Origin of the sequence: Muricauda sp. SCSIO 64092 (genome assembly GCF_023016285.1) — a bacterium.
Lineage (GTDB): Bacteria > Bacteroidota > Bacteroidia > Flavobacteriales > Flavobacteriaceae > Croceivirga.
The window spans coordinates 2,964,260-2,977,526 of record NZ_CP095413.1; the positions used below are offsets into that span (position 1 = coordinate 2,964,260).

The window sequence follows — 13,267 nt, forward strand, 5'->3', positions numbered from 1 at the left end:
TGATTCTTTTCATGGCGACACTAATTGCCGCAGTGATGGCCTCTGCCCCTCCTGGGCTTTTGAATGTCAATGCCGCAAAAATTAGTGTTGAGAAGGGAAGGAAGAATGGAATTATGTTTAGCTTGGGGATTGCGGTAATGGTGATGTTTCAGGCCTATCTGGCCGTTCGGATTGCCAAGTTCCTGTCCAGAAATCCGGAAATCATAGCGTGGCTGATGAAGGCCGCAGTACTGATTTTTGCCGTATTGGCAGTTTTTTTCCTTATCAAAGCCTCGAAAAGTGCAAAAGAGCCCGTGACCTTGGAAAAAGGTGATATGCGGAACAGTTTTACCAAGGGAATGTTTTTGGCAGCATTGAATTTGCTTCAAATTCCTTTTTATAGTGGATTGAATACATTTTTCCATACCCAGGGCATTATGAACTATGAGATTCTGGATGAAGTCCTGTTTATTTTGGGTGCCGGATTGGGTACTTTTTTAGTGATGTATTCCTATGTCCTGTATTTCAATAAATTGGAAAACAACACCAATACGTTTTCAAAAAATTCCAACTATATCCTAAGTGGTCTAATGATCTTGTTATTGATCATTACCCTAATACGAATTTCTTATGAGTAGCACCGAAACCCCCAATTTCTTTGACAAGGTTTATGAAGTGGCCCAGCAAATTCCCTACGGAAGGGTGACATCCTATGGGGCCATTGCCAAGTATTTGGGCGCAGCACGCAGTGCCAGAATGGTAGGTTGGGCCATGAACAATTCCGTGGGGAAAGATGTCCCGGCACATCGGGTAGTGAATAGGGTGGGTGTTTTAACGGGAAAACATCATTTTGATGGGACCAATTTAATGCAGCAACTATTGGAAAATGAAGGCATAAAAGTAGTGGATAACCAAATTGTGGATTTCCAAAAACACTTTTGGGATCCGGCCAAAGAGTTGATGTAAAAACATCACCTTGAGTGAAGTATAAATATTTTTATGACAGCAATGTGTCAAAATCTTCGCCTTTCCAGTAGTTTGAAGATTTTTTATTGATAGCAATCTTTTTAAGATAGCCTTTTCTTGCTAATTCATCTAAATCTGTTCTAGCAGTTTGGTTGGTGATGGAAAAAACATTTTCTATTTCTTTGACCGTAAAATTTCGGGTCGAATCCTTTTCTGCCCATTGCAAAATTTGGGCCTGACGGTCATTGATGCCAGATATTTTTAAGAACTTGGTTAAATCTTGCTGTTGTTTCCTTTTTTTGGCCATATATTTCTTTAAGTCCTCGAAGGCCTTTGTTAGGACCCTTACCTGATAATGGATAAAATAGGTGACATCCATATCATCGTTTTCGGTGTAGAGGTAAGCTTTTTCATATTGCGTTTTGGTCTCCATGATGACACGAGATATAGAAAGATATTCTGCAAGCCAGTAGCCGTTTTGAAGCAAATGCCAATAAAATATGGCTCTTGCCGTTCTTCCGTTTCCATCATAAAATGGATGGATGTAACCAATTAAAAAATGAAGAATAGAAGCTTTAACAATAGGATGGACAAAGTTTTCCTTTGGGTTTTCATTAAAGAAAATGCAAAATGAGGACATTAGGCTTTTTAGTTCTTCAGGCTTTGGGGGCGTATGTACAATCTCTCCCGTGATTTCATTTTTTACATGAATGTCATTGGAGGTTCTTAAAATGCCTACATGTTCTTTTTCTAGGGTGTTTTTTGTGACAATAGCGTGGATTTCAAAAAGTCTTTCTAAAGAAATGGTTTCGTTTTGATGCTTACTAATATATTGAATAGCCTCATAGTTGTTCAGAATCATCTGTTCTGATTTGTTTCTAGGCTTCTTTTTCTTGCGCAACATTTCCTTTGCTTTAATTCTGGTAGTAGTTGCACCTTCTATCATAGAAGAAAAAATAGATTCTTCCATTAAAGCATTCTTAAGATATTGTTGCTTATCTAAATCCGAAAGCAGCTGTTCTTTTTGAATTCCTGCACCAAAGTTGAAGTCTAAATAATGCAGCGGTTGATTTAATGAGTTATTACTAGTATGATAAAAATTGATGTTTGTGCTATGACCTCTAAGCTCAAGAGTTTTCTTAGCCATTGCTCTTTTACTTTTTATTATTTGCCAAGCAGCTTCTGAATCTATATCCCTAAACTTCAAATACTTGATTTTGTCCCAATAAAGATATTCGACCTCGACTTTTTTAAAAGTAGGGTCGTCAAATTCAGCTAACTCTATGCTCTCTGGGAAAACAAAATCTGTTTCAAAATCAAATACTGGTGCTTTTATAATCATTGGTTCGCAATTTTGTCCTAATTTTTCAAAAATTAGGACAAATCATTATGTTTCAAAAATACACTAAAATATCCTAATTTTTCAAAAATTAGGATATTTTGTTGTTTTCGAGCTGTTTCAAAACAGCTGCCCATCCCTATTTTAGCAAACATTTAGCTTTTGCTCTGCGTTGATTTTCAATCTTCAAGCTTCCCTATCTAACAGCTTCGCCGTATCTTTACCCCTTGAAATATGTTTAAAAAAACAGGTTAAAAGTAATCTGTTGTCAACAGTTCAAATACAATATGAAGTTTACAAAAAAGGAAGTTTTTGCAGCTTTGGAACATATTACCGTACCCGGGGAGGGGCAGAATATGGTGGAGAGTGGTGCGGTGACCAACGTACAGGTTTTTGGGGATGAGGTGGAAGTGGATATCACCATTAAAAATCCGAGTTTGCAGGCCAGAAAGAAAACCGAAGTGGAAATCCTAAAGATCATCCACGAAAAGGTCTATGCGAAAGCAAAGATCAAGGTCAACTTAAAGGTGGATGCACCTGCTAAGCCCAAGGTCAATCAAATAAAAGGGAAGCCCATTCCCGGAATCAACAATATCATTGCAGTGGCATCCGGTAAAGGTGGTGTGGGAAAATCAACCGTAACGGCAAACCTGGCGGTCACCCTTGCCAAAATGGGCTTTAAAGTGGGCTTATTGGACACGGACATTTATGGTCCCTCCATGCCCATTATGTTCGATGTTGCCCAAGAACGTCCACTTTCGGTAAAGGTTGACGGTAAAAATAAAATGAAACCCGTAGAAAATTATGGGGTAAAAATGTTGTCCATTGGTTTTTTCACCCAACCCAATCAAGCTGTGATTTGGAGGGGTCCTATGGCCAGTAAAGCCTTAAACCAAATGATTTTTGATGCCCATTGGGGGCAATTGGACTTCTTATTGTTGGACTTACCTCCCGGGACTGGGGATATTCACCTGAGTATCATGCAATCACTGCCCGTAACCGGGGCCGTTGTTGTCAGTACCCCACAGGAAATTGCCTTGGCGGATGCCCGAAAAGGGGTGGCCATGTTCCAACAAGAATCCATAAATGTTCCCGTACTGGGGATTGTGGAAAATATGGCCTATTTTACCCCTGCGGAACTTCCTGAAAACAAATATCATATCTTTGGTAAGGATGGAGCCAAGAATTTGGCCCAGGATTTGAACGTACCTTTCTTGGGGGAAATCCCGTTGGTACAGAGTATTAGGGAGGCCGGGGATGTGGGAAGGCCCGCAGCCCTGCAAACGGCAACCCCAACAGAAGAAGCTTTTGAGGAACTCACAAAAAATGTGGTGCAGGAACTGGTAAACAGAAACAAGGAACTGCCTCCAACGGAAGCGATAAAAATTACAACAATGGCGGGATGTTCCGCTATTAAAAAGAAACGAATATGACAGCGGAAGAAATACATACTAACGTAGAGAAAGCCTTGGATGAGATTCGTCCCTTCCTACAAAGTGACGGGGGTGATATCTCATTGGTTTCCATTGATAACGGTACTTCGGTAAAAGTGAAGCTGGAGGGGAACTGTATTGGATGCTCAGTTAATCAAATGACCTTGAAAAGCGGGGTGGAAATGACCATAAAAAAATACGCCCCTCAAATTGAGGAAGTAATTAATCTGAGCTAAGTCGAGTATTTCCCATTGGACCAAGATGTTCAAAACCTTGGATTTGCCCTAATTTATTTAACGTATGATTAAAACCGATATCTTGATTATTGGTGCAGGCCCTGTGGGGCTTTTTGCCGTTTTTGAAGCAGGACTCTTAAAGTTAAAATGCCATTTGATCGATGCTTTACCCCAGCCCGGCGGTCAATGTGCAGAGATTTATCCCAAAAAACCAATCTATGATATTCCTGGTTTTCCTGAGATATTGGCTGGGGATTTGGTCGATAATCTAATGGAACAGATAAAACCATTTCAGCCGGGATTTACTTTGGGGGAACGGGCAGATACCATTGAAAAACAGGAAGACGGCAGCTTTGTGGTGACCACCAACAAAGGAACCAAACACCATGCCCCTATCGTTGCCATTGCCGGAGGGCTGGGAAGTTTTGAACCCAGGAAGCCACAATTACAGTACTTATCAAAATATGAGGATAATGGGGTAACCTATATTATTCGGGATCCGGAGGTTTATCGGGATAAAAAGGTCCTTATCGCGGGCGGCGGCGACTCTGCTTTGGATTGGTCAATCTTCCTGGCCGATGTGGCAAAGGAAATCACCCTGGTACACAGACGGAACGAATTCCGGGGAGCACTCGATTCGGTTGAAAAGGTACAGGAATTAAAAAACAAGGGTAGAATTAACTTAATTACCCCGGCCGAGGTTGTCTCGTTGGAAGGCAATGGGGTATTGGAAGCAGTTTATGTGCGCAAGAACAATAACCCAAGGGAGGATATGAGAATTGAGGTGGATAATTTTGTTCCGCTTTTTGGACTTTCCCCAAAACTGGGTCCAATAGCCGATTGGGGCCTGGAAATTGAAAAGAATGCCATTAAGGTTGATAATGCCCTCGATTATCAAACCAATATTCCTGGCATTTACGCCATTGGCGACGTAAATACCTATCCGGGGAAGCTAAAGTTGATCCTTTGCGGTTTTCATGAGGCAACGTTGATGTGCCAAAGTGCCTATCAACGCATTTTTCCGGATAAAAAGTATGTAATGAAATATACCACTGTGGGTGGTGTGGAAGGATTTGATGGTAGTAAGAAAGAAGCCCCAAAGGCTGTGGTGAAAGCAATTGAATAGGTTCCAGTTGGCAGGAGTAAGGAATTAGAAAGAAGAAATGGCTGTAAAAAGGTTTGAAGACTTGATCGTTTGGCAAAAAGCCCAGGATTTCGCAGTTCTTATATACTCGAATTTCCCCATGGTAAAAGATTATGCCTTTAAAGATCAAATAACCAGAGCTTCTTTATCTATTTCCAATAATATTGCAGAAGGATTTGACAGGAAGACCAATCTTGATTTTACAAGATTTTTATATATAGCGGTTAGTTCCAACAGTGAAGTAAGGTCTATGTTGTGCCTATCAGAAAGACTAGGTTATTTAACTACTGAATTAATGGGAGAATTTCTGGACAAGTCAACTGAAATTGCAAGAATGATTTTTGGACTTATACAATCCATGAAAGAAACCAATTCCTAACCCCTTTTTCCTAATTCCTTTATAATAGAAATGGATATCAAAATAAAAATAACCGATAGGGAAGGTATACTTCACGAGGTTGAAGCCCCGACCGATATGAACATGAACCTAATGGAAGTAGTTCGTTCGTATGAACTGGCCCCGGAAGGTACTATTGGGATTTGTGGCGGTATGGCCATGTGTGCGTCCTGTCAATGCTATATTAGATCGGAACATGAACTTCCAGAAAAATCGGATGATGAGGAAGCCATGCTGGCCGAAGCATTCAATGTTGAGGAGAGTTCAAGGTTGGGATGTCAAATTCCCATATCACCGGAACTTGAGGGACTGGAGGTAGAGTTGGCACCTGAGGAACTTTAAATCCTCGCTTGATAGGTAAATAGATTATAATATCTACCCTTGGATGCAATAAGGTCATCATGGGTCCCCTTTTCGGCAATACGCCCATCTTCAATCACTAGAATTTGGTCCGCCTTACGAATGGTACTTAGGCGGTGGGCAATAACAAAAGTAGTCCGCCCTTTGGTCAGTTCCGCCAAACTTTTTTGGATCAACGCTTCACTTTCCGTGTCCAAGCTCGATGTAGCTTCGTCCAAAATCAAAATTCTAGGATTTGCCAAAACGGCACGGGCTATGGCAATACGTTGCCTCTGCCCCCCGGAAAGCTTTACCCCCCGCTCACCGATCAACGTATCCAGACCATCGTCGAACCGGTCGGTAAACTCATTGACATAGGCTGCTTTTACCGCAGCGTCCAATTCTTCCTCTGAGGCGTTGGGCCTTGGAAATAGAATATTCTCACGAATGGGTCCTTCAAATAAAAAATCGTCCTGTAGGACCACTCCCAAAAACCTCCGGAAACTGGTCAGGTCTACTTGGGATAAATCTTTTCCGTCTATGGTAATCGTGCCCGAATCCGGATTCAAAAAACTGGCCGCCAAGCCTGCAATGGTACTTTTTCCAGAACCGGAACTTCCCACCAGGGCGATTACTTGGCCCGCCCTAACGTTAAAACTGATATTGTGCAGCACTTCCTTATCTTCTTCATAAGCGAAGGAAACATTTTTAAATACCATATTGCCATGGATGCCTTCCAAGGTAATGGTTCGGTCTTTTTCCTTGGCTTCCGCAGTTTTGTTCATCAATTCCTCGGTACGGTCAAGACCGGCCAGGGCCTCGGTCAGTTGACTGCCAATATTGCTCATTTGTACGATTGGGGCCACCATAAGTGCCAATAAGAAGGTAAATTCAAAATATTCACCGGTGGTGAGTTCACCTTGCATCATCTCATAACCACCATAGCCCATCATAATACCTGTTGTGGCAAGTCCGAGGAGAAAAGTTGAGGAACTGGTCATTACGGCCGTAGCCGTTAAGCTCTTCTTTACATTTTGATACAGTCGTTCCACCCCGCTTTCAAAGACCCTTGCTTCTTGTTCTTCCGCATTGAACCCTTTGATGACCCGTATACCCCCCAAGGTCTCGGTCAGCCTACCTTTTACTTCCGCGTTGATTTTTCCCCGTTCCCGAAAAACAGGTCTAATGATTTTAAAGGCCTTCAAGGCAATGATTGAAAAAACCACTAGGGGGATAAAGGTCAATAAGGTCATTTCCGGACTGATCCGAAGTAGTAAGATTAAGGAAACCACAGCCGTAATACTACCCCCTACCAATTGTACCAATCCAGTACCGACTAAATTTCGTATGCCTTCCACATCGCTCATGATTCGGGAGACCAAAGCACCGGATTTGGTATTGTCAAAAAAGCGGATGGGCAAGGAAAGCACCTGTTTCTGTACCTGTGCCCTAAGCTCGGAAATCATGTACTGGGCCTGTATGCTCAGGACTTTGGTCAATAAAAAGGACATAATGGCTTGGATCAAGAAGGAAAGAATCACTACGGCTACCAAGATTTTCAAAAACCCGTAGTCCTTATTTGGAACCACATCATCCAAAAAATACCGAAGGGACACCGGAGGGATAAAACTTGCGCCCTTGTTTATTACAATCAATAATAGACCTAGGAACACCAAATTCCTTCTGGGCCAAATAATAGTTTTAAACGCCTTTAGGACGCTTACTTTTTTCTCTGCCATGCCGTTGTAAAAGAGCTGCAAGTTAGTTTAAAAATAGACCAAATGGACAGGTGATATGGCCGGGGGTTTTTAAGATGGGATGGGAGTGTTATCTTTAAAGCAGTGAAATGTATAAATCTTAACTATGAGAACGGTATTCCTTATTTGCACAATGCTTTTGATGGCTTGTAAGGGAAATGAACCCCAAACCGAGGTGGATCAATGGAAAGCCCAGGCAGAAAACATCACCATTATTCGGGATGATTTTGGGGTGCCCCATATTTATGGAAAAACGGATGCTGATGCGGTTTTTGGATTATTGTACGCCCAATGTGAGGACGATTTTAACAGAGTGGAGCAAAATTATATTTGGGCCACAGGGCGGTTGGCAGAGGTTGAAGGTGAGGATGCCCTATACAGTGATTTGCGTGCAAAACTTTTTATGACGGAACAGGAAGCCAAGGCCAATTATGATAAAAGTCCGGAATGGCTTAAAAAACTATGTAATGCCTTTGCGGACGGCATAAACTATTACCTACACACCCATCCCGAAGTAAAGCCTAGATTATTGACCCGTTTTGAGCCCTGGATGCCCATGTATTTTAGTGAGGGAAGTATTGGTGGGGATATTGAACGGATTTCTACAAGAAAGATCGAACGATTTTATGAATCCGGTATGGAACTTCCGGAAATGGAGTTGTTGGAACTAAAAAAAGAAAAAGGAATGGTAGAACCGCAGGGGTCCAACGGCATTGCCATTTCAGGGGATTTAACACAGTCCGGCAACGCCATGTTATTGATCAATCCACATACCTCCTTTTATTTTCGAGGGGAGGTCCATATGGTCAGTGAGGAAGGATTAAATGCTTATGGCGCAGTGACTTGGGGACAATTTTTCGTTTATCAGGGATTTAACGCAAAAACGGGATGGATGCATACTTCCACCTATACGGATGTTATGGACGAGTTTAAGGAAACCATGGTAAAGAACGATGGTAAACTCTTTTATCAATATGGAGAAGAATTGCGTCCTGTGGATTCTGCAATGGTAACCCTAAAATATAAGGATGGGAATAATGGGCTTAAGGAAAAAGCCTTTCCTAGGTACCGCACCCACCATGGACCAATAACCCATGCCGTGGATGGCCAGTGGACGGCCTCTGCCATGATGTGGGAACCGGTTAAAGCATTGGAACAGTCCTATATAAGAACCAAACAAGAGGGTTATGAAGGGTTTCGAAAAATGATGGATATCCGCACCAATTCCTCCAACAACACCGTGTATGCAGATGCTGGAGGCAATATAGCGTACTTTCATGGTAACTTTATTCCGAAACGCGATACCAATTTTGATTATACGGTACCGGTAGAGGGACATGATCCCAAAACGGATTGGCAGGGATTGCATACCGTAGATGAAAACATATTAATAAAGAATCCACCCAATGGATGGATTCAGAATTGCAATTCCACACCTTATACGGCTGCATTGGAGTACAGTCCCAAACGCGGCGATTATCCCAAATACATGTCGCGGGACCAAGAGAACTTCAGGGGACTACATGCCATTGAATTGTTGAAAGATGGAAGTGGCTATACCTTGAATAGTTTAATACAGCTGGCCCACGATCCTTATTTGCCCGCCTTTAAAGCATTGATTCCTGGACTGGTCAATGCCTACCATTCCAATGATGACAAAGACCCTAAAATGAAAGAAGCTATTGAAATTCTTCATAATTGGGATTATAAAACGTCCAAGGAATCGATCGCCATGACCTTGGCCCACTTTTACGGTACGAACTATTATCGAACAGGGGCGTATCCCAAGGGCATGAGCCCAATGGAACGGGTTATTTTTTGGGGAAGTGAAAAAGGAGAGCAGTTAAAAGTCTTTGAAGGGGTGCTGGCGCAATTAAATGAAGATTTTGGCACTTGGAGAATTCCTTGGGGAGAGGTCAACCGTTACCAGCGCCTAAATGGTGATATCCGTCAAGCCTTTGACGATGCCAAACCCAGTATCCCCATTGGTTTTGCGAGTGGGCGATGGGGTGCATTGGCCGCTTATGGTGCCCGATACACCGCGGAAGGAGCAAAGAAATTGTACGGCACCCGTGGAAATAGCTTTGTAGCTGTGGTAGAATTTGGGGATACCGTAAAAGCGAAAACCATTTTGGCGGGTGGTCAAAGTGGTGATCCGAATTCTCCCCATTTCGATGACCAGATTCAAATGTATGCGGATGTGCAATGGAAAGATGTGGCCTATTATAGGGGAGATGTGCTCAAGCGGGCCAAGGAGACCTATACACCGGGTAAAAGGGAATAGTTTTGTTAGAAGTTAGAAGTTGGAAGTTGGAAGTTGGAAGTTGGAAGTTGGAAGTTGGAAGTTGGAAGTTGGAAGTTGGAAGTTGGAAGTTGGAAGTTGGGAATTGGAAAACCTTTGGAACCTACGAGACATGATTTTAATCTACTCCTGTTCTTCTTCTTCCTCAAGATTGGGTTCTTTGACCACTATTAAGCTGGCTTTTGAACCTGTTGATAGGTTCCAGCGATTATTGTGCAATACTTTTCCAGCTTCGTCAGTAACCACAACCTGTGCGGTATTGGGACCGGATGAGCCTTGGTTCAAGGCTTCAAAGTCCAGCCGGTTAAATCCTTCGATCAAGTCAATATTAATGCCTTTAAAAGCGCCGGAAAGGAGTAGATTGTATTCGACCACTTCACCGTTGACATAAATCTTTACCCGATCTCCATCCACATATTCATGGTCCCGTGCTACGATTCCAACAAACTTTGCGTTGGTCTTAAAGTCCCCCAAATACTGGTCACCATAGAATTTGTTGGAACCCTTTTTTTCGCGTTCCCCAACTTTGGGATCAATTTTCAGGTCATGCCCTGCCTGTAGTAACTGCCTATCCGGCAGCATTTTAACAGGATTTTCCTTGGAAATGAGATCATTATCCAAAACCGATGGAAACTTGAGTACTGTTCCCCTATTGCTGGGTAGGGCATCCAAATTGTTCTGCCGACCAATTTCCAAAGGCTTGGTCGTAGGCAAATCACCTTGGCCCGTCATGGAAAACGGAAGCATTGCTATGAACAGTAGGAAAGTAAGTCTTTTCATCACAATTTTTGTCGCATAAGCTAATTAAAGTTAACAAATACCTTACCAAGGACTTGATAAAGTGCTGTTAAAAGTGATGTTATTTCGATATAAGGGCCTTTTTTAATCCAAAATGAGGAGATAGTGGGGAATTTTGAGAATGATAAAGTGCTGTATGATCAAAGAAATACCAAAAGTGTGGAATACCAAAATAGTGGCCTTTGCCCATAAATTATATGGCAAATCCATTACTTGAATGGGCAAATCGTCCCGTTTCGTAAAAGCCATTTACAAACCAATGTGATAAAGGGAAATGCACCAACCAATCGATTTTTTTCTTTTTAGTTGTAAATTGTTGATGCGCTTAAACATCATGGTACACTTTTGTACATAGGGGGCTGGATGCCAATGTAGAACAATACACTGCGATGGAAAAAAGACAATTTTTAAAACGGTTGGGGCAAGCCACACTTGCCACACCTTTCCTGACCATGCCCATGGAAGGGAATTCACAGTCCGCAAACCTGCCCTATCCTTCAAATGACGATGAGGCATTCTGGGAACGCATACGCATGGATTATGCCCTAAAACCGGATTATATCAATTTGGAGAATGGGTATTACAATTTTGTTCCTACGCCCATTCTCAACAAATACATGGAACATATCCATATGGTCAATTATGAGGCTTCCCACTATATGAGAACGGTACAATGGGACAATAAAAATAAGGTTGCCGCACGTTTGGCCAAATTGGTGAATTGCTCGGAAAAAGAGCTCATTGTAACCCGGAATACCACAGAATCCCTGGATATGGTCATTGGCGGGTTTCCATGGAAAAAGGGTGATGAAGCCGTCTTTGCCAAACAGGACTATGGGGCCATGCGCATACATTTCCATCAACAGGAAAAACGTTATGGGATAATCTGCAAAGAAGTTTCCCTGCCCAACCATCCTGCATCGGACGAAGAAATTGTGGCCTTATATGAGTCCAAGATCACCCCCAAAACAAAACTTTTGATGGTATGCCATATGGTCAATATCACGGGACAGATTTTACCTATCCGTAAAATTTGCGACATGGCACATTCGCACGGAGTGGAGGTCATGGTGGATGGTGCCCATTGTGTGGGCCACATTAAGGTTGATATTCCGGCATTGAACTGTGATTACTATGGTTCCAGTCTGCACAAGTGGTTAAGTACGCCTCTGGGGGCCGGGCTATTATATGTTGCGGAAAAACACATTCCCAAAATTTGGCCGCTTTTTGCAGAACATGAAAAAGATGAGACGAAAATTAGAAGGTTAAACCATACGGGGACCCATCCGGTCCATACGGATTTGACCATCAATGATGCCATGGATTATTTGGGGATCATTGGACTGGAGCGCAAAGAAAATCGCTTGCGTTTTATACAGCGCTATTGGAGCGACCAACTTCGTGAGGTGGAAAACATAATGGTCAACACCCCTGTTGAAGAAGCACGGAGCTGTGGGATTGCCAATGTGGGAATACGCCATATAAAACCACATGAATTGGCGAAAATCCTATTGGATGAATTTAAAATCTGGACCGTGGCCATTGATTATACCAATGTGAAGGGATGTCGAATAACGCCCAATATCTATACTACTACAGAGGAATTGGACCATTTTGTAGCTGCCATGAAAACCTTGGCAAAAAGAATTTAACCCATATAATCCACTAGTTTTTCCGGACCCTCCAACAGCACTCGAACAATTTGGAGCGTACCGTCGGGTTTGGTATCAATATGCCATTTGATCAATGAGATTTTCCCATTTTCCAGTTCTATTCCCGTTATGCTTCTTGGATGTACGCAACTTCCATCATTAAAGAAAGGTATCTGTCCGGGTTCGGGAAACCGGGGTCTATGGGTATGACCGGCAATGGTGATACGAAGGTTGTTCTGTAAAATCCACTTTTTGATCCGTTTCTCAATACGTATCAACTCCTTGTAATTCTTGGCAGGACTGGTGGGATCCGCAATACCCAACACCTGTAAAGGTTTCCATAGGATACGGACCAAAAAACGTCCTATGCGCCAAAAGTTATAATTCCACCAATCTGCTTGATGGCCGTGGCAACAGAAAAGCTCTTGACCGGTTTCCTCGTGTTTTAGAACAATTCCCTCATGGTAGGTAATATTTTCAAAAAGCTCAATATCCCTGCCATCAATAGGTTCAAAATAACTGGATAGGTGTTTCTCCACATAGTTGGGGTCTTGGTATACCATATCATGGTTCCCCCAAACCATGTGCAATCGGTTTTCCAAGTGGAATTGCTTTAAGAGCTGAAATACGTTTTTATGGGCCTCAAAAATGGCCTCGAAGTTTAGGTTTTCCCAAAGCTCATCCCCATCCCCAAGTTCACAATATTCAAAACCCTCCCGATAATAATGGTTCAAGGCATGGAAATAAATGTTTCGATTATTGGCAAAATCATCGGCAAAACTATTGTCCCCCCTGTGGCAATCACTAAAGAAAATAAACTTGGAATCGTTATTAAATGGGATGGTTTTTGCCTTAGCGTAGCATCTGTCCAATCTGTTGCGGGAAGACATGGTTTATTTTTCATTAAATATCCAAAAAATGTCCA

General features: G+C 42.3%; 14 protein-coding genes. 9 read left to right on the forward strand and 5 right to left on the reverse strand.

What is annotated here, in order from left to right; genetic code table 11:
- The first annotated feature begins 11 nt into the window (after positions 1-11).
- Together L0P88_RS12640 and L0P88_RS12645 are read left to right on the forward strand one after the other, a co-directional pair.
- Positions 12-617, forward strand: a complete 606-nt coding sequence (locus L0P88_RS12640) for a LysE family transporter (protein ID WP_247130287.1) — start codon at positions 12-14, stop codon at positions 615-617.
- Complete coding sequence (locus L0P88_RS12645; RefSeq protein ID WP_247130288.1) at positions 610-945, forward strand: MGMT family protein; 336 nt, start codon at positions 610-612, stop codon at positions 943-945. The genes L0P88_RS12640 and L0P88_RS12645 overlap by 8 nt, the downstream gene beginning before the upstream one ends.
- Positions 946-976: 31 nt before the next feature.
- On the opposite strand, the gene L0P88_RS12650 is transcribed toward L0P88_RS12645, so the two are convergent.
- Positions 977-2,287 carry a Fic family protein gene (locus tag L0P88_RS12650; protein WP_247130289.1) on the reverse strand — a complete coding sequence of 437 codons (1,311 nt, stop codon included), beginning with the start codon at positions 2,285-2,287 and terminating at the stop codon, positions 977-979.
- 284 nt (positions 2,288-2,571) lie between these two features.
- Here L0P88_RS12650 and L0P88_RS12655 point away from each other — a divergent pair, with 284 nt between their 5' ends.
- From L0P88_RS12655 to L0P88_RS12675, 5 genes are all read left to right on the forward strand, one after another.
- Positions 2,572-3,717, forward strand: a complete 1,146-nt coding sequence (locus tag L0P88_RS12655; RefSeq protein ID WP_247130290.1) for an Mrp/NBP35 family ATP-binding protein — start codon at positions 2,572-2,574, stop codon at positions 3,715-3,717.
- The gene (locus tag L0P88_RS12660) at positions 3,714-3,953 is read left to right on the forward strand and encodes a NifU family protein (RefSeq protein WP_158775820.1); all 240 of its coding nucleotides are present in this window, start codon (positions 3,714-3,716) and stop codon (positions 3,951-3,953) included. The genes L0P88_RS12655 and L0P88_RS12660 overlap by 4 nt, the downstream gene beginning before the upstream one ends.
- Positions 3,954-4,017: 64 nt before the next feature.
- The gene (locus tag L0P88_RS12665; RefSeq protein ID WP_247130291.1) at positions 4,018-5,079 is read left to right on the forward strand and encodes an NAD(P)/FAD-dependent oxidoreductase; all 1,062 of its coding nucleotides are present in this window, start codon (positions 4,018-4,020) and stop codon (positions 5,077-5,079) included.
- A 37-nt stretch (positions 5,080-5,116) separates the two neighbouring features.
- Positions 5,117-5,476 carry a four helix bundle protein gene (locus L0P88_RS12670; protein ID WP_247130292.1) on the forward strand — a complete coding sequence of 120 codons (360 nt, stop codon included), beginning with the start codon at positions 5,117-5,119 and terminating at the stop codon, positions 5,474-5,476.
- Between the two features lie 30 nt (positions 5,477-5,506).
- Entirely contained in the window at positions 5,507-5,836 is a 330-nt protein-coding gene (locus tag L0P88_RS12675; protein ID WP_247130293.1) for a 2Fe-2S iron-sulfur cluster-binding protein, read from the forward strand.
- Here the strand turns inward: L0P88_RS12675 and L0P88_RS12680 are convergent.
- Positions 5,833-7,572 (reverse strand): ABC transporter ATP-binding protein, encoded by a 1,740-nt coding sequence (locus tag L0P88_RS12680; protein WP_247130294.1) that lies wholly within the window; start codon positions 7,570-7,572, stop codon positions 5,833-5,835. The genes L0P88_RS12675 and L0P88_RS12680 overlap by 4 nt on opposite strands.
- A gap of 124 nt (positions 7,573-7,696) precedes the next feature.
- Here L0P88_RS12680 and L0P88_RS12685 point away from each other — a divergent pair, with 124 nt between their 5' ends.
- Entirely contained in the window at positions 7,697-9,874 is a 2,178-nt protein-coding gene (locus L0P88_RS12685; RefSeq protein WP_409557681.1) for an acylase, read from the forward strand.
- A gap of 141 nt (positions 9,875-10,015) precedes the next feature.
- Here the strand turns inward: L0P88_RS12685 and L0P88_RS12690 are convergent, their stop codons facing one another.
- Positions 10,016-10,672: a hypothetical protein gene (locus tag L0P88_RS12690; protein ID WP_247130295.1), complete on the reverse strand. Its 657-nt coding sequence runs from the start codon at positions 10,670-10,672 to the stop codon at positions 10,016-10,018.
- A 102-nt stretch (positions 10,673-10,774) separates the two neighbouring features.
- On the reverse strand, positions 10,775-10,939 hold the full coding sequence (locus L0P88_RS12695) for a hypothetical protein (protein WP_247130296.1): 165 nt from the start codon (positions 10,937-10,939) through the stop codon (positions 10,775-10,777).
- Between the two features lie 140 nt (positions 10,940-11,079).
- On the opposite strand from L0P88_RS12695, the gene L0P88_RS12700 reads away from it, so the two are divergent.
- Positions 11,080-12,342: an aminotransferase class V-fold PLP-dependent enzyme gene (locus tag L0P88_RS12700; protein WP_247130297.1), complete on the forward strand. Its 1,263-nt coding sequence runs from the start codon at positions 11,080-11,082 to the stop codon at positions 12,340-12,342.
- Here L0P88_RS12700 and L0P88_RS12705 read toward each other — a convergent pair.
- Complete coding sequence (locus L0P88_RS12705) at positions 12,339-13,232, reverse strand: metallophosphoesterase (protein ID WP_247130298.1); 894 nt, start codon at positions 13,230-13,232, stop codon at positions 12,339-12,341. The two genes, L0P88_RS12700 and L0P88_RS12705, sit on opposite strands and share 4 nt — an antisense overlap.
- Positions 13,233-13,267: the final 35 nt, after the last annotated feature.